Here is a 19,695-nt window from a genome sequence, read left to right as displayed (position 1 = left end):
GAGTTGAAATGATTGCAGAGTTAGGTCATTTTTCCTTGATCTTGGCCCTGATTGCGGCCCTGATCCAAGGTCTTCTTCCCTTGGCGGGTACCGCATTAGGCGTGCGCAGCTGGGTTAACGTGGCTCGTCCGGCCGTGTTTGCCAACGCTGTTTTCTGCACGTTCGCATTCTGCTGTTTGGCTTGGTGTTTCTACACAAGTGACTTCTCCGTCATGAACGTGGCAAACAACTCCAACAGCATGCTGCCGTGGTTCTACCGTTTGTCGGCCACTTGGGGCTCTCATGAAGGCTCCATTCTTTTCTGGACACTGCTGCTGGCTCTTTGGGGCTTAGCGGTTGCCGTCTGTTCTCGCCGCCTCCCGCAGGACGTGATGGCCCGCGTCATCGGTGTTATGGGTCTGATTTCCGTCGGCCTGACGCTTTTCATGCTCCTTACCAGTGACCCGTTCATTCGTCTGTTCCCGGCTGCTCACGAAGGCCGAGACCTGAACCCGCTGCTGCAGGACCCGGGTATGGTTTTCCATCCGCCTCTGCTTTATATGGGTTACGTCGGTATGGTCGTTCCTTTTGCGTTTGCCGTTGCTGCTTTGATCGGCGGCCGCCTGGACGCAGCTTGGGCTCGCTGGACCCGTCCTTGGACAAGCGCAGCTTGGATTTTCCTGACCCTCGGTATTTCCTTAGGTTCCTACTGGTCTTACTACGAATTAGGCTGGGGCGGCTGGTGGTTCTGGGATCCGGTTGAAAACGCTTCCTTCATGCCGTGGCTCACAGCAACCGCACTGCTTCACTCTTTGGCCGTGACCGAAAAACGCGGCTGCTTCAAGATTTGGACCGTTCTTCTGGCTCTGATCACTTTCTCTCTGTCGCTGCTTGGCACTTTCCTCGTCCGTTCCGGCGTGCTCACCAGTGTGCACGCTTTCGCGACCGACCCGCAGCGCGGCCTCTTCATTCTCGGACTCCTCGTTCTGGTGATCGGCGGCTCTCTGCTTCTATTTGCCTGGAGAGCACCTAAAGTCGGTACCGGCGGCGCCTTCGAACTGTTCTCTCGAGAAGCGATGCTGCTTGTGAACAACGTGCTTCTCGTTGTCGCCATGCTGGCCGTCCTCTTGGGTACGCTCTATCCGCTGTTTATTGACGCGCTGAATGCTGGCAAGATTTCCGTCGGACCTCCTTACTTTGATTCCGTTTTCGGACCGATCATGGTGCCTGTGATTCTTCTCATGGGTATCGGGCCACTGGTACGCTGGAAAGACGCCAAGATTTCCGACATCGTCAAACGTACGGCCTGGTGCTTTATCGCCGCAGTGATTCTCGGCGCTGCCACCCCGCTGATCAAAGGCTGGAGTACCTGGCTCTTTGTCGGTCTGACGCTCTCTTGGTGGGTCTTATTCACCTTCATTGAATCTTTGCGTGAAAACATCCGCAACTTCAAGGGCAATTTCTTCGGCAAGATCTTCAAACTCTCCCGCTCTTGGTGGGGCATGATGATTGCGCACTTGGGTGTTGCCGTTTCCATCGTCGGTATCGGCATGGTCATGACGTACTCTCTGGAGCGCGACGTCACGATGACGCCGGGCCACGAGGTCAACGTCGGTTCTTACGACTTCAAGTTTGAAGACGTCAAACGCGGTATCCGCGGCCCGAACTACATCGCTGACGAAGGTGTGTTTAAGGTCACGGAAAACGGCAAAGAAGTTGCGACCCTGACACCTCAGAAACGCAAGTACTTCTCCAGTCAGATGCCCATGACCGAAGCAGCGATCAGCTCTTCGATTACCGGCGACGTCTACGTATCCATGGGTGACCAGACCGTCGACGGCGCATGGGTGGTTCGCGCCTACGACAAGCCTTTCGTGACATGGATTTGGTGGGGCACGCTCATCATGTCTTTCGGTGCCTTTATCGCCATGTTGGATAAACGCTACAGAACTCGCCGCCGCGTCCGCAGCGCCCAGGCAGAGTAGGGGATTTGAATCATGAAAATGAAATATGTTCTTCCGCTGGTCATCTTCCTGGCACTGGCGATCTTCCTCATGGTGGGTTTGAACCGCGACCCGCGAGAAGTGCCTTCTCCGCTGATCGGAAAACCTGCACCGGAGTTTTCTCTGCCGAGACTCGATGACCCGAACAAAGTTGTCTCTAAAAAGGACATGCTGGGCCAGGTCTGGCTGCTGAATGTTTGGTCCTCCTGGTGCGGTTCCTGCCGCCAGGAACATCCGACCATGGTTAAGGTCGGCAAGGGCGGCCAGAAGATCGTCCCGATCATCGGCTTAGATTACAAAGATAAGGATGCCGACGCGATGCGCTTCCTGCGCCAGGGCGGCGACCCTTATGACTTCTCCATTAAAGATCCGACCGGTGAAGTGGGCATCAACTTCGGTGTCTACGGTGTTCCCGAGACCTTTGTGATTGATAAGAAAGGCGTGATTCGCTACAAGCAGATCGGCCCGATCACTCCGGAAGCCTGGGATAAGAAGATTCATCCTCTCATCAATCAACTGAAAGCAGAATGATGAAGAAATTTTTACTCGCACTGTTTTTTACAGCTTTTGCACTGACCGGAGCTCATGCTCAGCCTGCACAGCAGAGTCCGGCACAGCCTGACGTCAAGCCGACGATTCTTGACCCTGTGGCAAACAAACGCGTGGCAGAAATTTCTGCCCAGCTGCGCTGCCTGGTCTGCCAGAACCAGTCAATCGCCGACAGTAATGCCGAGCTTGCGATGGACCTTAAAAAGCAGGTCGTCAAACAGATCGCAGAAGGCAAGACGAATCAGCAGATTATCGACTTCATGGTCGACCGTTACGGAGACTTCGTTCTCTACAATCCGCCTTTCAAGATGAGTACGCTTCTGCTTTGGCTCGGACCGATTCTTTTTCTGGTTCTCGCCTTAGGCGGACTGTTCTACACGATGGCAAAACGCAAGAAACTTAAACCCGTCGAACTGACGGAAGAACAAAAACGACGTGCCGAAGAGCTCCTTCGCGGAACTGAACCGGCGAAAAGGAGAGATGCCAAATGATGACATTTTTACTTTCAGCCGGAGCGATGATCATCGTCCTGCTTTTGATCATTTGTATTCCGCTGCTGACATTCCGTAAAAAGGACACGGGCGCCGAAGAGCTTCCTCAGGCTAATATTGCGATCTATCGCGACCAGTTCAAAGAACTGGAAGACGAATTGGCCCGTGGCGCAATTTCTCAGAATGAATATGACGAAAGCCGTCTCGAGCTCGAGCGCCGCGTGATTGAAGAATCCATTCCTGAAAAGCAGGTCGAACCGACCAATCAAAAAGCCGGCGTTTACACGGTTTTTGTCTTGGTTCTGGTTGTTCCTTTCTTTGCCGTGGCTATGTGGGCTGCTACACAGCATCTCGGTGACTTCCGCTTAGACGGCGGTATCAATGAAGGCGTGGTGGATTACAACACCGGTACGGTTGTCCGCCAGGCTGGCGAAATGCACGACATGGATTCCGCACTGAAGAAGCTGCGTGATCATCTCAGAGAAACTCCGGGTGACATTCAGGGCTGGATGATGCTCGGACGCACCATGCTGACCATGAAGAATTACAAGGAAGCCGAAGCTGCCTTTACTAAGGCCGATCAGCTGGCTCCGGGCAATCCTGCCATCATGGTTGACTTGGCTGACGCGATTGCGATGGTTCAGGGTCAGGATCTCAGCGGCAAACCTTGGGAACTCGTACAGAAAGCCCTCAAGATTGATCCGACCAACTGGAAAGCTCTGATGATGGGCGGTACCGATTACTTCAACCGCGGCGACTATCGTCACGCAGTGATGTATTGGGAACGTCTTCTCGGCACGCTTTCTGCGAACGACGATATGCGTGCAGCCGTGATCGGCAGTATTCAGGAAGCCCGTAAACTCGGCAATATTGTCGGACCGGTTCAGGATACGCTAGATTTTGGCAACCCTGTCAATAAGGATGATAGAGCTGTCCCGATGATGAGCCAGATGATGAAGAACGGTTCTGCTCCGATGGGACAGACACCGGTTCCCGCACAGGCGATGAAGGCGACGCATTTCATTTCCGGCGTGGTGGAACTGGATCCAAAACTGGAAGAGCAGGCGGCCAAATTTGACACGCTTTACGTGACCGCTCGTCCGGCAAGCGGCAGCCGAGCACCGATTGCTCAGTTGAAGATCAAAGTGCTGAGCTTCCCGGTTCACTTCAAGCTCGACAACACCATGCTTCCGCCGATGGATATGGGCGGCGGCACGTTAGACGAGCATGACACCGTCATGATCACGGCTCGTTTAGGCTATGCTCAGCAGATGATGCCTGTGAACGGAGATCTGGAGGGGCAGACTTCCGCTCCTGTTAAGGTCGGCGCTGACGATGTAACGCTCAAGTTAACGAATGTGGTTGCTCGCTAACAAAACGAACGGAGAAGATTTCCTTCTCCGCTTAAACGCAAAAAACCGGCTTCGCGCCGGTTTTTTGCTAGGTTCCGAATGGATTATTTGCCGTATTCGATCTTATTGGTCTTCATCAGTTCATTGAGGAAGTTCTGCTGTTTTTTCAGCTCCAGACCTTCGCGGATCTGATCCTTAACAGAGTCGTAAGTTGGGAAGGGGACTTCCTTAACATCGTTGACCTTGATGATATGCCAGCCGAATTCGGTTTTAACCGGTGCCTTGGAAATTTCGCCTTTCTTCATGTTCTTGACGGCGTCGGCAAACGGTTTAACAAATACCGCAGGACGGTTCCAGCCTAAGTCTCCGCCGTTTTCTTTGGCGCCGGTGTCAACAGAAAATTCTTTGGCCAAAGCAGCGAAGTTGCCGCCGGCAGCCAGTTTCTTTTCAATATTCTCAGCGGTCTTCTGATCTTTGACCAGAATGTGGCTGACTTCATATTCTTTATTGCCAAGGGCTGCTTTTTCTTCTTCGTAGCGAGCCTTGATTTCTTTTTCGCTGACCGGGTGCTTAGCCATCTCATCTCTCAGAAGCGCTTCCTGAAGAATGCGGAATTTGGCGTAATCTAAAGCGAACTTAACTTTGGGATCGTCAGAAATCTTGCGTTTTGCGGCTTCCTGTTCAACCAAAGCGTTGGCCACTAAATTTTCGGTAATTTGACGGCGTGCTTCCGGAGTGTCTTTACCGCCGTTTGCTACGAGCTGGGCGACCCATTCGTCTTGGAGAGACTTAGGAATCGGTTTGCCGTTCACGGTGGCAATGTTCTGGGCAGAAACAGCAAAAGCTGCGGATGCCAGGGCCAGAGCAGTCAAAAGTTTAATTTTTTTCATGAAGCTACCTTCTTGTTGAGAAATCAAATTTTCTTGTTATTTTATTGACTAAATTTTCGTATGGTCGACCCTTCCCGTGTTTTGGGAATAAAACGCGAAATGGCTACGGCATTGTTCTTATCTCTGAAGAGGTAGATAAGAGAGAAATTAGGAGGTACACCGTTTTTAAGGTTGAATTAAGACTCATAAGACTTCAAACTTACATTGTGAACAAATATTTCGGTTCACATACACCAAGAAAAAGTTTCGGTCTTTTTAAGGACTTAAAAATGACAAAAATGCCCCTTTTTCCTTCTGTCCTCGCTTTGGCATTGATCGGGTACTTTGGCGTTTCTTATGCAGCTCCGGCTCAGAATGATGCGAACTGTACCGCCTGTCACTCCAACATCGGCACACTGCACACCGGTTCCAAACATGCGAACCTTCCGTGCGCAACCTGCCATGACGGTACTGCTGACCATTTAAAGAATCCTAAGACTCATCCGACGGTTTCCATGAGTCCACAGCAGTGCAGCAGCTGCCACCCGAATCAATTCGAAACGATGTACAAGGTTAACGATCATCGTATCGCTCGCGATTCCAAGAAGAATTTGAACAACATCTCTCCGAATCCCTTCTTTGATGAAGCACTCGGAGCTCACGGCTTTGTGAAAGAACACAACCTGCCGAGATCGCACGCTTATGCAGCAGTCGACCAGTTTATTGCCGACCGCTCCTTCGGCGGCCGCTTCCAACCGAAAGAAGGCTGGCTCTTCAGCGGTGACAACGGCGGTTTCTTCGGCGTCTGGGAAAAGATCGATGACACGATCCCCGGCAACGCTCAGAAGCCTCATAAACCCGGTACTGCAGCCGCAGCCAACCCTGTTTGCTGGACCTGCAAATCTACAGACGTCATGATGGATTGGGCCTACTTGGGCGACCCGAACACTAAGGCCAAGTGGAGCCGTGCTTCCAACCCGGTCGATCTGGTTCACAACATCAACCATGCTTTGAACTGTAACATGTGCCATGACCCGCACAGTGCTCAGCCCCGTATCGTTCGCGACGCATTGATCCAGGCCATGACTCGTACCGACTACCCGACACTTTATTCGGAATCCGCCAACAAGACTCCGATTGAAGTTAAGGATATGGGTCTTCGCGGCTTCACCCGCAAGATCGCCATCCTCGGCAAACCCGACAGCAAACTCATGTGCGCACAGTGCCACGTTGAATACAACTGCAACCCGGGTACCGATCCTGCTACCGGCAAGCCCATCAAGATGGACGACCCGCGCACGAACCTCTTCCCGCTGGTTGATGTCACCCGCATTGAAGACTTCTACAAACATGCTTCTTTCAAGGACTTCAAGCACAATCAGACCGGCGCTCTTCTAACCAAGATGCAGCACCCGGACACCGAAGTCTATTGGAACTCCAAGCATGACCAAATGGGCGTCGGCTGCGCAGCCTGCCACATGCCGAAGGTTAAAGATGCAAACGGCGACGTTTACACCTCTCACTGGGCAACCACACCGCGTGCATATATCCAGGAAACCTGTCTGCAGTGTCATAAGGACAAGACCGAAGCTCAGATGAACAAGGTTCTTGACTCCATGAATGCTCACTACAACGGCAAACTTCGTGAAGCCGAAGCCTCCATGGGCCAGATGTTCATCGCCTTCAGACAGGCTAACGACGCCGGTGTTGATCCTGCCGTTATCAAACAGGCTCAGGATCTCCACTCTGTTGCTCATACCAACTGGGAATGGTGGACCGCTTCCAACGGTTCTTGGTTCCACAATATGCCTCAGGCTAAAGAGTCCCTGGCAAAATCCGTGGCCGCCTCTCAGAAAGCAACAAAACTTCTCCGCGACGCAGTTGCTGCTAAAGTTGCTGCACAAGCTCAGCCCCAGGCTCAGCAGACCGCCCAGAAGTAATTTGATTTAATCTTTCGTCAAACCGGTTAACCGCCGGTTTGACGGATAAACCTAAAAGCAGGAGTTGTGAATGTCCTCCGATCTTATCTTTTGGATCTGCGCCGCAGCACTGCTTCTGCTTTTAGAAGTTTGTCTTTATATCGGCCTCCGTTCTTCTTCTAAAACGGAAGTCGAAAACACAGGGCTCAATCGCCTGGTTTATCAGGATCAATTCCAAACCCTGAATCAAGAATTGGCCGAACACAGAATCTCCAAAGCTGTCTACGACGCAGAACTTTCCGAGCTTGAGGCTAGGGCAGTCGAGGAAACCGCAACTCCCAACGTTGCATACCGCAATCCGAGCTGGGTAAAGCCGGTTTCTATTTTTCTTTGTCTCCTCGTTCCCTTAACCGCTGTTTTCCTTTATTTTTCCTGGGCTAATCCTTCCCTTGTAACTTATAAAGGAACACCGGAAGCGCAGGCAGCTGCACACCCGGCCGACCGGATCGGACAACTCAAGACTTTCCTTAAAGAAAGCCCTAGAGCGGTTCGTGCGTGGCTTGCGCTGGCTGATGAATTCGGGAGGGAGGGGCAATATAAAGAGGCCGTAAATGCGATGAATGAGGCCTTTCACGTATCTCCGAACGGAGTTGCCAAAACGGCGGATTATCGCGTTCAGCGCGCTGTCTTTGCCCTAGAAACGTCGGATCCCATGCTCCGCTCTCAGGCAGTATCTGATCTTGAGCAAGCCGTAAAGCTGGAGCCCTCCAACATTCGAGCGCTTGAGCTCGGCGGAATCGTGGCTTACCAAAGTGGTCAATACAGCAAAGCAGTCGAATTTTGGCAGGAGCTGCTGCTTCTGACGCCTCAGGATTCTCCGGCGTATTCGCGGCTCTTGGATGCCATCTCGGATGCCAAGAACCGTGCTCAAATGAACTTCAGGTTTTAGACCTTCGTAGTCAACGACATTTCGCACGGCTTGCAGTGGAAGTGAGCCGTGAGTTCAATTTTGCCGTTTCGAAGCTTCAGCGGAGTCGGTTTGATTTTCTCGCCGCGCAGCTTGCCTTGTTTCGGACAGATGTTCAAAGCGTGACGAATGCAGTAGCGGCAGCGCATGACTTCTGTTTCGCCTTTATGCTGTCCTTTCTCAAAGGCAGGTTCGGTGACTTGAGTTCCGTGAAGTTTGTAAAACTCAAGCGCCTTCTTGTTCATGACATTGCCGTGATAGTCCAGTTCTTTAACCGGGAAGACGGCGGATGTGTCATCTCCTGCCTGCGGAAGAATTTCTCTCTTTTGAGAACGATCCTCTTCCAAGCGAGAGATCAGCTCTCTGCGAAGACCGTTAAGCACAGAAGCGCTCATAAAACCGGGATGATCTCCCTCAATTTGGATATTGTCGGCAACAAAGTCGGTGGAGCCGAGTTTGCCCAAGGCGCGCAGAACCTGTTCTTTGACTGCCTGCGGATTCTTGGCTTCCGGGAGAGGTTCTAAAAGAGAAACCTCGGATTGATGACCGTGACCGTCATCGGCACGGATATCGATGCCGTTCGGGCCGACGGAAGCTTCGATGCGAATCGGGATCTTTCTGAGCGCAGTCTCGGCATTCATTCGTTTAAGCCAAGCCGCGTCTTTATTGCGCATTAAGCGGAGACCTTCTTTCAGGCCGGTGATTCGGCTGCAGGGCTCGCGCGTGAAGACTTCCCAAAGACCGGTGTCTTTTTGTTCGGCACGATTGATCAGAAGCCCTGAAAGTTCATCCGTGTCGGTAAAGAAAGTCAGGCCGTCGCCGTTATGGAGTTCTTCTTTGGTTTTAACGAGGAAGGAGCGGTCGTTAACTTTGACGACCTGGCCGATGACGGCGCCGGAATTTTTCGGCGTGCTGAAGGCCTCCATATGGTCGCTGCGGCCGTTGACAAAGTAGTCGGTTGCTCCGCGGTTGAAAGCGTTCTCGAGCGAGGGCTCAAAGTTAAATTCGACTTTTCCGTCGCTCTCAGCTTCGAAGTCCGGGTGCTTTTCCAGCCAAGCATCAAGTTCTCGACGATAGAAAGCAGTCGTGTTCTTGACGTAAGTCAGGTCCTTGTATCTGCCTTCAATCTTGAAGCTGCGAACGCCGGCGGCAATGAGGGCGTCTAGGTTCTGAGACTGGTTGTTGTCTTTCAAGGAAAGGAGATGTTTGCCGCGGCTGATAGATTTGCCTTCCTCGTCAAAGAGGTCAAACGGGAGGCGGCAGATTTGCGCGCAGTCTCCGCGGTTGGCGCTCCGGCCTTTAAAGGCTTGACTGGCGTAGCATTGACCGCTGTAGCTGACGCAAAGCGCGCCGTGAATAAAGAATTCAATTCGGGCGGTTTTCAGCGCTTCAGCCATCTCTTGGATCTGCCCCAAAGTCAGTTCACGAGCAGGGACGATCTGAGAAAAGCCGATGGATTCCAGAAACACGGCTTTTTCCGTGGTGCGGATATCGCACTGAGTGGATGCATGCAGCTGGATCGGCGGCAGATCGCACATCAGCAGTCCCATGTCTTGAACGATCAGCGCATCAACGCCTGCGTGGTAAGCCTGATGGGCGAGCCTTACGGCCTCCGGCAGTTCCTCATCGGAAAAGATCGTATTCAGTGCCATATAGACACGTCCGTTGAAACGGTGCGCGAAGGAAGCAAGACGCTCTATTTCCGACATGGAGTTCCCGGCATTGGCGCGGGCGCTGAAAAGCGGTCCGCCGATATAGACGGCATCAGCGCCGTGTTTGAAGGCTTCGATGCCGATATCGCAGGTCTTGCAGGGAGCGAGAAGTTCGAGAGTACGGGACGGTGTCATGGTTTATTAAAAAACCGGCCCATCGGGATGGATGGGCCGTGAGTGATAAGTTTGTGCTGCGAATTAACGGCAGTGATCGTATTTCAGAAGATTCTGCACTTCAGTCGAATTGCCGCGCTGTTTGGCAATATCGTACGGAGCGAGTTCATCGTTGGTACAGTAATCCTTGCGGGCTCCGGCATGCAAAAGGAGCTTGACTGTGTCAGCATCGGCTTCTCTGGCTGCCATGTAAAGCGGAGTGATGCCGCGAAGCGTTCTTGCGTTCACATCGGCGCCTTTGCTGATCAGGTACTTGACCATTTCCTTGTTGCCGGACGTGGCTGCGTAGTGCAGGGGAGACCAGTTTTTAGGATTGTTAACTGCGGCGCCGTGAGCAATTAACTTTTTCGCCACGTCGTTGTCTTTCAGGAAGATTGCGATCATCAGCGGGGTTTCTTTCAGTGTATTGGGTTGATCAACCTTGATGTTTTTCTGCTTAAGCAGCAGATCAATCACGTTGTTTGCATTCTTGCGGATGGCAAGCATTAAAAGCGGTTCGCCGGCACCGCTGGAGGTGACGGTATTCGGGTCGAGACCTTTCGCAAGCAGAGGAGCTAAGGCGTCGGCATCGTTTTTAAATGTGGCATCCACGGCATCGTCGTATGTCGTTGCGAATGCGGAAACCGATAAAAGGCAGGAAGCGGCAAGTAAAGCTAATTTGCGGTACATCATAGTAATTCAGCCTTGCTGAATAATCTGAAAAAGTTTTGGGTGGAATCTTCAGCTACTTTTTCGAGCGTCTCTCCCCGCAGAAAAGCGACCTTACGAGCAACGTAACGAACGTAGGAAGGTTCGTTGCGTTTTCCGCGGAACGGAATCGGAGCAAGGTAAGGACAATCGGTTTCTACGAGATAGCGATCGCTCGGAACCCAGGACGCGACTTCCTGAATCTGAGTTGCGTTCTTGAACGTGACGATACCCGAAAAAGAAAGATAGCCGCCGAGATCGAGCGCATCTTGAGCCATTTTCTTATCGCCTGTGAAGCAGTGGAGCACAAAGCCTGTCGAACCTGCGTCGTGCTCTTTTAACAGACGAATCGTGTCTTCCTGTGCGTCACGAGAGTGGACAATTACCGGCAGATTTGCCAGTTTTGCGGCCTCGATGTGGCGGGCAAAACGCTCGAGCTGAGCATCGTAAGGCGCTTCCTCATAGTAGTAGTCCAAACCGCATTCGCCGATGGCAACGACTTTCTGTGGTTGAGTGAGTCCGACGAGTTCTTCGATGCTCGCTTCATGGTCGTCATCCTTGGTACTCGGATGAACGCCGGCGGCGTACCAAACGTTTTTATGTGCATTGGCGAAATTCAAGCCCCGCTCGTAATCCTGAAGCGATGTGCCGGCGACTAAGGCGCCTCCGACTTCGGCCTCTTTCATGCGGGCAAAAACTTCGTCGATATCGAGCTGAAACTCAGCTCCGTCAATGTGAGAGTGTGAATCGATCAGCATTTCAGTCCAAATGTCCGAAATGAATATATCCGTTCTCGAAGCTCAGGTAGCCGCCGCGGGAACGACCGTTTTCGAAATCCCAGTCAGGCAGTACCCAGCGGTCGAAACGCGAGTCTTCATTGACGTGCGTATGGTGTGCAGGACGGTGGGTATGTCCGTGAATAATGATTTTGGTTCTATATTGTCGCACGGAACGGGCGACGTCATTGACGACGACATCCATGACTTCCTTGCTTTTTTCTTGGTTGTCATAGGCGCTCTGATTGCGCAGGCCTCCGGCCAAAGCGATACGGTGTTCAAGTTTTTCACCGAGGATCTGACGCTGGACATCGGGGCTGCGCAGGGTCGCACGGAACTGCTGATATTCAGGATCAAGCGTGCACCACATATCGCCGTGGGACAAAAGGATGTGATCAAATCCGACTTGAACCGGAATCGGGTCTGCAATGAGCTGAGCACCGGTGGCTGCGGTAAAACCTTTACCGAGCAGAAAGTCGCGGTTTCCGTGCATCACATAGATGCGGTGCCCGTTGAGGAAGAAAGCTTTGAGGGCTTCCAAAATGTCGGCATAGGCCGGAGCATGATCGTCTCCGGCCCAGAATTCGAAGAGGTCTCCGAGAATGACGAGCTCGGAGAAACGAGCGGCGTCGTTTTTGAGGAACTTGAAAAAGGCCTCCTTAGTTGCCGGTTTGTCGGCAGCTAAATGCAAATCGGCGATAAAGACGGGATTTTGCAAAGGAGGAATTTTGGAGAGACAGCTCTCAGCAGGAACAACGCCGTTGAATGACACTTAGATAACCTCAGCTTTTTCGATAACGACATCTTCGGTCGGGACATCGTCATACCAACCGACTCTACCGGTGCGGACTTTAGCGATCTTGTCAACAACATCCTGACCGGCAACAACCTTGCCGAATACGGCATAGCCCCAGCCCTGCATTGTTTCGCTCTTGAAATCGAGGAACTTGTTGTCGGCGACGTTGATGAAGAATTGAGCGCTGGCAGAATGCGGATCGTTCGTACGAGCCATAGCAATGGTGTACTTTTCATTGGACAAGCCGTTGTTGGCTTCGTTCTTGATCGGTTCGCGAGTGCCGACTTCGTCCATGCCGGGTTTGAAGCCGCCGCCCTGGATCATGAAGCCGGGGATGACGCGGTGGAAAATCAGGCCGTTGTAGTGGCCGTCTTTGACATACTGTTCGAAGTTAGAAGCAGTAACAGGTGCATTCTTGTAATCGAGTTCAATATCGATAGTGCCGAAGTTTGTAGTTAAACGGATCATTTCTTTTTCCTAAAAAATTACTTTAAAACTTTGACGGATTCGATGATGACGGGACGAACCGGGACATCATCCATGAAACCCTTGGATCCTGTCGGAGCACGGCCGATCTTGCGAACGACATCCATACCGGTGACGACTTCACCGAAAACAGCGTAACCGTCCTTGGTGGATGTGCCGTTAAGGAAGTCGTTGTCTTTCAGGTTGATGAAGAACTGGCTGGTAGCAGAATCAGGATTGTTCGTACGGGCCATTGCAATGGTACCGACGGTGTTTTTCAGACCGTTCTTATCTTCGAGTTTGATCGGAGCGTGCGTGCTCTTCTGATGCAGATTTCGGTCAAAACCGCCGCCCTGAATCATGAAGTTGTTGATGACGCGATGGAAAATCGTACCGTTATAAAAACCTTCTTTTGCATACTTGACGAAGTTAGCTACTGTCGTCGGAGCAGCTTTCTCGTTAAGGTTGACAACGATGTTGCCTTCCGAGGTAACGATTTCAACTTTAGGAGCAGCAAAGCAAACAGCAGAGGCAGCCAGCATTGCGGCGCCGAAAGCCAGTTTTTTGACATTAAACATGGAGTTAAATCCTAAAAAACATTCTGCAGGAGAATGCCTGCAGCAAAGAATAGATTAAGGAGCGGTCCGAATCGTCAGATCCTGAGCAATTTGAGCTTTTTCCTTTAAACGTCCGTTCTTGGGTGCCAAACGTGCCGCCTTGGCATACATATCGGCAGCTTTAGCAGCGTAAATATCACCGAGGTTGGAATAAGTCGTGACGGATGAGGCGTTGTTCATCAGCGCACGCTCCAGAAGATCCTGGGCGCGTCCGAGGTTGCCTTCGCCGGCATAGATGACGGCGAGGTTGTTGTAGGAATCTGCGATTTCGGGATATTCGCGAATCAGCTGTTCAAAAACTCTTTTTGCCTCGTCATTTTTCTTCGTTTCCATGAAGATAACGCCTCGAAGGAAGCGAAGGTTGACGTTCTGCGGATTGACAGCCAATTCTTTGTCTGCGAGATTCATGGCATCTGCGTATTTGCCTCGGCTGATCAGCTGGGATACCGAGCGGGCCGGATTCACAATGTCCGGGGTCTTATCACCGAAGAGCGGAACGCTATCCTGTGCGGAAACCTGAGCTGAAAGAAGCAAACCGGAGAGGACTGCACAACCGAAGATCAAGGGCAGACGCATATTGAACCTGTACTTATTGTTTGAACAAACTTACATGTTAGTCAAGATTCTATGGAATTCGGCTAAACAACGCAAAAATCAAGAATATTTACAACTGCGGAGACCGAATTCGGACTTTTCTCGGCCTCTGCTTAGAGAAAGTCACAAGTGCAAAAAATCCTGCGGGTGTGTAATCTGAGGGTGACGGAAGGTGATCATGAGACAAGTTTTTCGCCAATTGCCGTGGATCCATCCTCAGATCGATCCGCGAATACAACAGTTCTTCAATCAGTACGGACGTTATCTTCGCCTCAAGCAGGGCGCTTCGATTTTTAACGGCGGTGACGCAGGAGAAATCGCTTTGGTCCTCTGCGGCCTAGGCGTATTCTCGTTTCCGGATAAGCACCTTAAAAATCATTATCTTTCGCTTATCCCTCCCGGTTCTTTGATGGGAGACGTAGACGGTCTGACTCATGAGTCCGTTAACGTTTACGACAGTGCGTTTCGCGACTCGGAAGTTCGCTTGATCAAACGAGATATCTTCAGGGACTTCCTTATCCAAAACCCGGAGCTTTTGCATGCGCATACGCTGTCGGTGATTGCGCATCACGAATCCTGCATGGAAGCATTAATCGCCAACTCGACCTTAACGCTTCCCGATCGCCTTCAGGTTCTTTACGCAAGTCTGGCGGCTTCTTTCGGAAAATCCACAGAGAAAAAAAGTTTTGTCAGTATTCCGTTGACACTGACCGCTGTTGAGCTCTCAGCCTTTGTGAACGCCTCCCGACAATCGGTTTCTTCAGTTCATACGGAAATTGAGTCAAACGGAGACATCGTGAGAAAGAAAGGCGAAACGCAACTCTCTAAAAAGTTCATTGACGGCTGTTTTGACTGGCTGGAAAACGGAGCTCAGCCATCCGTTCGCATTCGCAAAAGACGAGAAAAACCGTCAGCTTCCTGACACTTTTGGAGCGGCAGCAAAGGGGCATTGGTAAAAGTGTCAGATAGCTGACAACAAGTGTTGTTCATCATTTTTATATTGAAAACATCCTCGAACAAGGAAGAAAGATGAACAAACAATTAGTCGTATTAACCTTTGCAGCTTTTGGCGCATTTATGCTGAACGCCTCAGCCGCGGGCGTTGCAGACCTTCATGCAGCTAAAGGTCAGGACTGCGCCGCCTGCCACATGGAAGGCAAACCTTCGAGCTCAAATGTCTCCGAAGCCTCCTGTCAAAAATGTCATGGAGAAGAGCCTGCTGGCAAAGCTTTAGAAATCGAAGGCAAGAAGGTCGCCAACATTCACAAAACCCATTTCGATACGTTCGAATGCCTTCAGTGTCACAAAGGCCACTCTCAGTCCGTAATTGCCTGCGCCGAATGTCACAAAGGCGCACAAAGCATCCAAGTCCCTTAATTACTTAACTTCTCACCAAGGAGAATAAAAATGTCAAAAGTTGAAATTTCTCGCCGCGGTTTCCTTAAAAGCACGTTAGCCGCGACAGGCGCAGCTATGGCCGGAACTGCAGCGCACGCCGGTGATATTCCTGAAAAGTGGCAGCGGCCGAAGTGCAGCGGCTGGAGCTGGGAAAAACCGGCGCCCAAGATTGCTCCGGAACAGATCAAAAAGACAGTGAACACCGACGTTGTGGTGATCGGTGCAGGCCTTGCCGGTTTTGCAGCCGCACTGGCAGCCGCTCAGGAAGGTGCCAAAGTCGTTCTAGTTGAAAAAACCCGTGGCTGGAGCTGTCGAGGCGGTCATATCACTGCCTTTAACAGTTCTCTGCAGAAAAAGATGGGTATCGATATTGATGCCGCCGAAATCGTCCGCCGTCTGGTGGCATGGGGCCAAGGCAGAATGGATGAACGCCTGCTTTGGATGTTTGCCAGAAAGTGCGGTGACTGCATGGATTGGGCCATTGACATTGCCGGCAAACACGACACCAATGTGACACTTTGGGAAGGCTATTACAAAGGCCCGACTTACACCGAATTCCCCGTCACGCACTTCTTCTACAACAAGAACATCAATCTTGACTACACATACGGTAACTCCGAAGGCATCGGCAATGTCGCGCTCATGCCTTGCTTTGAAGAAGAACTGAAGAAAGCCGGCGTCACACTGATGTACCGTACTCCTGCCGTCCAGTTCATTCAGGACGCTAACAAGCGCGTTACCGGTCTCATCGCCGGCAGACCGAATAACTATACCCAGATCAATGCCGCAAAAGGCGTCATCATTGCAACCGGCTGCTACGGCTCCAATGAAGAAATGAGAAAGGCTTTTGCCCCGTATTCTCTGCACGCCGATGCACAGATCTACTTCCCGACAAAATCCAACACCGGTGACGCCCACATCATGGCGATGCAGGCCGGCGGCGTGATGCAGAAGAACGATAACCATGCAGCAACGGTTCACTTAGAGGCCGGCGCCGGCAGCTACGGTTTCCTGCATGTGAACGCCAACGGCGAACGTTTTATGAACGAAGACGTCAACACCCAGTCCAAGTCTTGCTCTAAAGAACTTCAGCCGCACGGAATTGCATGGACGGTCTACGACTCCAACTGGACACAGGACGTGAAGAAACAGGTTGACGGCAACCTCGCCGGCGGTCTTTTCTACGGACAAATGTGGCAGCCTTGGGGCAACGGCTGGAACGTTGAAATTGAAAAGGCTTCCCAGGCGCAGCACATCAAGGACGGTAAGGTTGTCGTTGCCGATACACTTGATGAACTTGCTCAGAAGATGGGCGTTCCTGTAGAAGCCTTTAAAGCAACCGTAACTCGCTACAACGAACTTGCGGCTAAAGGCCATGACGATGATTTCGGCAAGCGTCCCGAACTGCTTACTCCGATTCAGAAGGGCCCGTTCTATGCCGGCCGTCTTGTGAGCACACTCCTCGCAATGTCCGGCGGTTTGCATACTGATCCTAGCCTTCATGTCTTAGACAAGAATGATAAACCGATCGAAGGCCTCTACGTTTGCGGCGCCGCGGCCGGTGACTACTTCGGATCCGGCGACTATCCGACCATTTGCCCGGGCATGAATCACGGCAGAGCTTTGACGTTCGGACGTTTGGCTGGCGTTATGGCTGCCGGCGGTGACATTGATAAAACCGTGAAGTCGATGGAAATCAAGTGATATTGTGAAAATCCAGTCCGGAAAATTTTCCGGCACTACATAAAAACCAAAAGCGAAAATCGGTTCTCCGGTTTTCGCTTTTTTTTTCACGGAGGCTCTTGAAAAGGATTTTTTCAAGAATGCTCTCAAATATTCTTTTTCGGTTTAGTACCGATGGTAACCGCGGTGCGGCATTCTCTGCTGAGGTTCTGCGCAAGGGTATTGCGGATAGGCCGAATTGTCATAACGATGCGGTCCGTAGTAGCCGTCGGGGGCGTACGGACGATGATCGTTGTAGTAATGGCCGTGGTGCATGCAGCCGGCAATGAAAGGTAACGACAGCAAAGCAAGGACGATTGTAAAACGCTTCATAACGATCTCCTTAGAACAACTTCTCCCAATCTAAACGATCTGATGTTTATGACAAGTCTTGAGCCCTAGGATTTCTACTTAGGTCGGGAGTATCTTTGTCTTTGGTACAGACGGTTTCCTGCTTAGGTGTGAAGGCTTCCATTTGGTAAAATCAACAAATTAGGCTCGGTGCGAGCAGAAGTTAGGAAGCTTCGACTCAATCCGGCTGTTCCATTAACGAAAGGAAGTCCGATGGCCTTAAAAATTTACAATACGCTCTCTCGTAGCGTGGAGCCCTTTAAATCCATTACACCCGAAAAAGTCGGAATGTATGTTTGCGGCGTTACCGTCTACGATGACTGCCACATTGGACACGGAAGAACATTTATCGCTTTTGACGTGGCAAGACGCTGGCTCCAGGAGAGCGGCTACGACGTCAAATTCGTCCGCAACGTAACCGATGTTGACGACAAGATTATTAAACGTGCGGCTGAACGCAAGATTCTGCCGTCCGAGCTGGCCGAGACCTATACCAAGCGCATGCAGGAAGATCTCGGTGAACTCGGCTGCTTGCCTCCGAGCGTTGAGCCGAGAGCGACTCAATACATTCCTAAGATGCTTGCCCTGATCGAGAAGCTCGAAGAAAAGGGCTATGCCTATCAGGACAAGAATGGTGACGTCGATTTCTCCGTTCGTAAATTTAAACCCTACGGCGCCTTGTCCGGCAAGAAAGTCGACGAACTGCAGCCCGGGGAGCGCGTTAGAGTTGAGGAAGCCAAGCAGGATCCGCTGGACTTTGCACTTTGGAAGAGAGCAAAACCCGGTGAACCCGAGTGGGATTCCAAATGGGGCAAAGGACGTCCCGGCTGGCATATTGAGTGCTCTGCCATGAGCTGTGATCTGCTTGGAGAAACCTTTGATATTCACGGCGGCGGTCCTGACTTGATGTTCCCGCACCATGAAAATGAAATCGCTCAGAGTGAAGCTGCCAACGGTAAGAAGTTCGTGAACACCTGGATGCACTCCGGTCCGCTGCGCGTCAACGGCGAGAAAATGAGTAAGTCTCTCGGCAACTTCTGGACCATCCGTGATGCTTTAAAGGAAACGAACACTCAGTACGGCGACAAGAACGGCAACGAAACGCTCCGTTTCTTCTTACTGCGCTCCCACTACAGAAGCCCGATCGATTTCTCTTCTGCTTTGGTCGAAGACGCTCATCAGGCACTGATTCGTCTTTATACGGCGCTCAAAAATACGCCAGCAGACGACAACCCTCTGGACTGGAACGAAAAGTATGCCGCTCAGTTCAAAGAAGCGATGGATGACGATTTCAATACGGCTCAGGCTGTTGCTGTTCTCTTCGAATTGGCCAAAGAAGTCAACCAAACGAAGTCTCCTGAACTTGCACGCCAGCTCAAAAAACTCGGCGGTGTGCTTGGCATCCTCCAGCTAGACCCAGAAGCCTTCGTCAAAGGCGCCGTGGATTCAGTGGACGAAGCAGCTGTCGAAGCCTTGATCGCGGAAAGAAAGGCGGCAAAGGCTGCTAAGAACTGGGCAAGAGCTGATGAAATCCGTAAGGAGCTCTTAGAAAAGAATATTGTTTTGGAAGATGCTCCCGGCGGTGTGACGACTTGGCGCAGAGCTTAATCTCTATGGCAGAGCAAACCGAAAAACCCGAATGGTGGGATCAAGCTAAAAAGGAGCTTTCCGAAGCTGATCCCGTCATGGCCCAAATCATTCGCGCCAATCCTGAAGGATTTCTTGCGACTCGCGGGAATCCTTTTGAGACGCTGCTGCGCTCCGTGATCGGGCAGCAGATCTCCGTTAAAGCGGCGGCCAACATATGGGAACGGTTTGCTAAAGCCTGTAAAGAAATAAAACCTGAAATTATTACCCGCAAACATCGTCGAACCTTGAGGACCGCAGGTTTGAGCGAACGTAAGATTGAGTACGTTTTTGATATCTGTCGCTTTTTTCTCGAGAATCCGGATGCGGCCGACGGCTTTCAACATCGTTCCAATGAGGAAGTTATCAAGGAACTTTGTACCATCAAAGGCGTAGGCCCCTGGACGGCGGAAATGTTTTTGATCTTTGCGCTGCGTCGTCCGGATGTTGCTCCAATGCTCGATTACGGCTTTATCAAAGCCGTCGGCCAAGCGTATTTTCCGGAGATCGCGTTTGAAGAATGGTCAGCGGCCGACCGAAAAGAAGAAATGTCATCGGTGATTGCCAAATGGGGTCCATGGAAAACCGCCGGCACATGGTATTTATGGCGAAGCCTTAACAACGGACCGATGCAGTACTAAAGGAATA

20 protein-coding genes are annotated in these 19,695 nt (G+C 51.4%); 11 read left to right on the top strand and 9 right to left on the bottom strand.

Annotation, left to right across the window (positions count from 1 at the left end):
• Positions 1 to 8: 8 nt before the first annotated feature.
• From HMPREF9439_RS00855 to ccmI (HMPREF9439_RS00840), 4 genes are read left to right on the top strand one after another with little or no spacing between them, the layout of a single operon-like run.
• Positions 9 to 1,964 (top strand): heme lyase CcmF/NrfE family subunit, encoded by a 1,956-nt coding sequence (locus HMPREF9439_RS00855; RefSeq protein WP_008863358.1) that lies wholly within the window; start codon positions 9 to 11, stop codon positions 1,962 to 1,964.
• Between the two features lie 12 nt (positions 1,965 to 1,976).
• Entirely contained in the window at positions 1,977 to 2,513 is a 537-nt protein-coding gene (locus HMPREF9439_RS00850; RefSeq protein WP_008810878.1) for a DsbE family thiol:disulfide interchange protein, read from the top strand.
• Positions 2,510 to 3,022, top strand: coding sequence for a cytochrome c-type biogenesis protein (locus HMPREF9439_RS00845; protein ID WP_008810879.1), 513 nt, complete (start codon positions 2,510 to 2,512; stop codon positions 3,020 to 3,022). Before HMPREF9439_RS00850 ends, HMPREF9439_RS00845 begins: the two co-directional genes overlap by 4 nt.
• Entirely contained in the window at positions 3,019 to 4,395 is a 1,377-nt protein-coding gene (gene ccmI, locus HMPREF9439_RS00840; RefSeq protein WP_008863357.1) for a c-type cytochrome biogenesis protein CcmI, read from the top strand. The genes HMPREF9439_RS00845 and ccmI (HMPREF9439_RS00840) overlap by 4 nt, the downstream gene beginning before the upstream one ends.
• Positions 4,396 to 4,478: 83 nt before the next feature.
• Here the strand turns inward: ccmI (HMPREF9439_RS00840) and HMPREF9439_RS00835 are convergent, their stop codons facing one another.
• Positions 4,479 to 5,264: a peptidylprolyl isomerase gene (locus HMPREF9439_RS00835; RefSeq protein ID WP_008863356.1), complete on the bottom strand. Its 786-nt coding sequence runs from the start codon at positions 5,262 to 5,264 to the stop codon at positions 4,479 to 4,481.
• Between the two features lie 269 nt (positions 5,265 to 5,533).
• On the opposite strand from HMPREF9439_RS00835, the gene HMPREF9439_RS00830 reads away from it, so the two are divergent.
• Together HMPREF9439_RS00830 and ccmI (HMPREF9439_RS00825) are read left to right on the top strand one after the other, a co-directional pair.
• Positions 5,534 to 7,183, top strand: a complete 1,650-nt coding sequence (locus tag HMPREF9439_RS00830) for an ammonia-forming cytochrome c nitrite reductase subunit c552 (RefSeq protein ID WP_008810882.1) — start codon at positions 5,534 to 5,536, stop codon at positions 7,181 to 7,183.
• 70 nt (positions 7,184 to 7,253) lie between these two features.
• Positions 7,254 to 8,111 (top strand): c-type cytochrome biogenesis protein CcmI, encoded by an 858-nt coding sequence (ccmI, locus tag HMPREF9439_RS00825; RefSeq protein WP_008863354.1) that lies wholly within the window; start codon positions 7,254 to 7,256, stop codon positions 8,109 to 8,111.
• Here ccmI (HMPREF9439_RS00825) and HMPREF9439_RS00820 read toward each other — a convergent pair.
• The 7 genes from HMPREF9439_RS00820 to HMPREF9439_RS00790 form a co-directional block, all read right to left on the bottom strand.
• Positions 8,108 to 9,976 carry a peptidase U32 family protein gene (locus HMPREF9439_RS00820; RefSeq protein WP_040603345.1) on the bottom strand — a complete coding sequence of 623 codons (1,869 nt, stop codon included), beginning with the start codon at positions 9,974 to 9,976 and terminating at the stop codon, positions 8,108 to 8,110. The genes ccmI (HMPREF9439_RS00825) and HMPREF9439_RS00820 overlap by 4 nt on opposite strands.
• A 63-nt stretch (positions 9,977 to 10,039) precedes the next feature.
• Positions 10,040 to 10,687: an ankyrin repeat domain-containing protein gene (locus tag HMPREF9439_RS00815; protein WP_008863351.1), complete on the bottom strand. Its 648-nt coding sequence runs from the start codon at positions 10,685 to 10,687 to the stop codon at positions 10,040 to 10,042.
• The gene (locus HMPREF9439_RS00810) at positions 10,684 to 11,460 is read right to left on the bottom strand and encodes a TatD family hydrolase (RefSeq protein ID WP_008863350.1); all 777 of its coding nucleotides are present in this window, start codon (positions 11,458 to 11,460) and stop codon (positions 10,684 to 10,686) included. Before HMPREF9439_RS00810 ends, HMPREF9439_RS00815 begins: the two co-directional genes overlap by 4 nt.
• Before the next feature lies 1 nt (position 11,461).
• Positions 11,462 to 12,250: a UDP-2,3-diacylglucosamine diphosphatase gene (locus HMPREF9439_RS00805; protein WP_008863349.1), complete on the bottom strand. Its 789-nt coding sequence runs from the start codon at positions 12,248 to 12,250 to the stop codon at positions 11,462 to 11,464.
• Positions 12,251 to 12,742, bottom strand: coding sequence for a peptidylprolyl isomerase (locus HMPREF9439_RS00800; RefSeq protein ID WP_008863348.1), 492 nt, complete (start codon positions 12,740 to 12,742; stop codon positions 12,251 to 12,253). It lies immediately after the preceding gene.
• A 17-nt stretch (positions 12,743 to 12,759) separates the two neighbouring features.
• On the bottom strand, positions 12,760 to 13,317 hold the full coding sequence (locus tag HMPREF9439_RS00795; RefSeq protein WP_008810889.1) for a peptidylprolyl isomerase: 558 nt from the start codon (positions 13,315 to 13,317) through the stop codon (positions 12,760 to 12,762).
• 54 nt (positions 13,318 to 13,371) lie between these two features.
• Positions 13,372 to 13,932, bottom strand: coding sequence for a tetratricopeptide repeat protein (locus tag HMPREF9439_RS00790; protein ID WP_008863347.1), 561 nt, complete (start codon positions 13,930 to 13,932; stop codon positions 13,372 to 13,374).
• Positions 13,933 to 14,128: 196 nt separating this feature from the next.
• Here HMPREF9439_RS00790 and HMPREF9439_RS00785 point away from each other — a divergent pair, with 196 nt between their 5' ends.
• The 3 genes from HMPREF9439_RS00785 (at position 14,129) to HMPREF9439_RS00775 (ending at position 17,052) form a co-directional block, all read left to right on the top strand.
• Positions 14,129 to 14,872 (top strand): Crp/Fnr family transcriptional regulator, encoded by a 744-nt coding sequence (locus HMPREF9439_RS00785; protein ID WP_008863346.1) that lies wholly within the window; start codon positions 14,129 to 14,131, stop codon positions 14,870 to 14,872.
• A gap of 107 nt (positions 14,873 to 14,979) precedes the next feature.
• Positions 14,980 to 15,327 carry a cytochrome c3 family protein gene (locus tag HMPREF9439_RS00780; protein WP_008810892.1) on the top strand — a complete coding sequence of 116 codons (348 nt, stop codon included), beginning with the start codon at positions 14,980 to 14,982 and terminating at the stop codon, positions 15,325 to 15,327.
• A gap of 30 nt (positions 15,328 to 15,357) precedes the next feature.
• Positions 15,358 to 17,052: an FAD-dependent oxidoreductase gene (locus tag HMPREF9439_RS00775; RefSeq protein WP_008863345.1), complete on the top strand. Its 1,695-nt coding sequence runs from the start codon at positions 15,358 to 15,360 to the stop codon at positions 17,050 to 17,052.
• 144 nt (positions 17,053 to 17,196) lie between these two features.
• Here the strand turns inward: HMPREF9439_RS00775 and HMPREF9439_RS00770 are convergent, their stop codons facing one another.
• Positions 17,197 to 17,403, bottom strand: a complete 207-nt coding sequence (locus tag HMPREF9439_RS00770) for a hypothetical protein (protein ID WP_008863344.1) — start codon at positions 17,401 to 17,403, stop codon at positions 17,197 to 17,199.
• A 231-nt stretch (positions 17,404 to 17,634) separates the two neighbouring features.
• Between HMPREF9439_RS00770 and cysS the strand changes: the two genes are divergently transcribed.
• The gene (cysS, locus tag HMPREF9439_RS00765; RefSeq protein ID WP_008863343.1) at positions 17,635 to 19,029 is read left to right on the top strand and encodes a cysteine--tRNA ligase; all 1,395 of its coding nucleotides are present in this window, start codon (positions 17,635 to 17,637) and stop codon (positions 19,027 to 19,029) included.
• 5 nt (positions 19,030 to 19,034) lie between these two features.
• Positions 19,035 to 19,688 (top strand): DNA-3-methyladenine glycosylase family protein, encoded by a 654-nt coding sequence (locus tag HMPREF9439_RS00760; RefSeq protein WP_008863342.1) that lies wholly within the window; start codon positions 19,035 to 19,037, stop codon positions 19,686 to 19,688.
• The last annotated feature ends 7 nt before the right edge of the window (positions 19,689 to 19,695 follow it).

Origin of the sequence: Parasutterella excrementihominis YIT 11859 (genome assembly GCF_000205025.1) — a bacterium.
GTDB lineage: Bacteria > Pseudomonadota > Gammaproteobacteria > Burkholderiales > Burkholderiaceae_F > Parasutterella > Parasutterella excrementihominis.
This window is presented reverse-complemented; position numbering and strand designations above follow the sequence as displayed.

What these genes read in the sequence shown, in the direction of transcription:
- HMPREF9439_RS00855 (WP_008863358.1), top strand. Translation starts at nt 9, where the DNA reads ATGATTGCAGAGTTAGGTCATTTTTCCTTGATCTTGGCCCTGATTGCG.
- HMPREF9439_RS00850 (WP_008810878.1), top strand. Translation starts at nt 1,977, where the DNA reads ATGAAAATGAAATATGTTCTTCCGCTGGTCATCTTCCTGGCACTGGCG.
- HMPREF9439_RS00845 (WP_008810879.1), top strand. Translation starts at nt 2,510, where the DNA reads ATGATGAAGAAATTTTTACTCGCACTGTTTTTTACAGCTTTTGCACTG.
- ccmI (WP_008863357.1), top strand. Translation starts at nt 3,019, where the DNA reads ATGATGACATTTTTACTTTCAGCCGGAGCGATGATCATCGTCCTGCTT.
- HMPREF9439_RS00835 (WP_008863356.1), bottom strand. Translation starts at nt 5,264, where the DNA reads ATGAAAAAAATTAAACTTTTGACTGCTCTGGCCCTGGCATCCGCAGCT.
- HMPREF9439_RS00830 (WP_008810882.1), top strand. Translation starts at nt 5,534, where the DNA reads ATGACAAAAATGCCCCTTTTTCCTTCTGTCCTCGCTTTGGCATTGATC.
- ccmI (WP_008863354.1), top strand. Translation starts at nt 7,254, where the DNA reads ATGTCCTCCGATCTTATCTTTTGGATCTGCGCCGCAGCACTGCTTCTG.
- HMPREF9439_RS00820 (WP_040603345.1), bottom strand. Translation starts at nt 9,976, where the DNA reads ATGACACCGTCCCGTACTCTCGAACTTCTCGCTCCCTGCAAGACCTGC.
- HMPREF9439_RS00815 (WP_008863351.1), bottom strand. Translation starts at nt 10,687, where the DNA reads ATGATGTACCGCAAATTAGCTTTACTTGCCGCTTCCTGCCTTTTATCG.
- HMPREF9439_RS00810 (WP_008863350.1), bottom strand. Translation starts at nt 11,460, where the DNA reads ATGCTGATCGATTCACACTCTCACATTGACGGAGCTGAGTTTCAGCTC.
- HMPREF9439_RS00800 (WP_008863348.1), bottom strand. Translation starts at nt 12,742, where the DNA reads ATGATCCGTTTAACTACAAACTTCGGCACTATCGATATTGAACTCGAT.
- HMPREF9439_RS00795 (WP_008810889.1), bottom strand. Translation starts at nt 13,317, where the DNA reads ATGTTTAATGTCAAAAAACTGGCTTTCGGCGCCGCAATGCTGGCTGCC.
- HMPREF9439_RS00790 (WP_008863347.1), bottom strand. Translation starts at nt 13,932, where the DNA reads ATGCGTCTGCCCTTGATCTTCGGTTGTGCAGTCCTCTCCGGTTTGCTT.
- HMPREF9439_RS00785 (WP_008863346.1), top strand. Translation starts at nt 14,129, where the DNA reads ATGAGACAAGTTTTTCGCCAATTGCCGTGGATCCATCCTCAGATCGAT.
- HMPREF9439_RS00780 (WP_008810892.1), top strand. Translation starts at nt 14,980, where the DNA reads ATGAACAAACAATTAGTCGTATTAACCTTTGCAGCTTTTGGCGCATTT.
- HMPREF9439_RS00775 (WP_008863345.1), top strand. Translation starts at nt 15,358, where the DNA reads ATGTCAAAAGTTGAAATTTCTCGCCGCGGTTTCCTTAAAAGCACGTTA.
- HMPREF9439_RS00770 (WP_008863344.1), bottom strand. Translation starts at nt 17,403, where the DNA reads ATGAAGCGTTTTACAATCGTCCTTGCTTTGCTGTCGTTACCTTTCATT.
- cysS (WP_008863343.1), top strand. Translation starts at nt 17,635, where the DNA reads ATGGCCTTAAAAATTTACAATACGCTCTCTCGTAGCGTGGAGCCCTTT.
- HMPREF9439_RS00760 (WP_008863342.1), top strand. Translation starts at nt 19,035, where the DNA reads ATGGCAGAGCAAACCGAAAAACCCGAATGGTGGGATCAAGCTAAAAAG.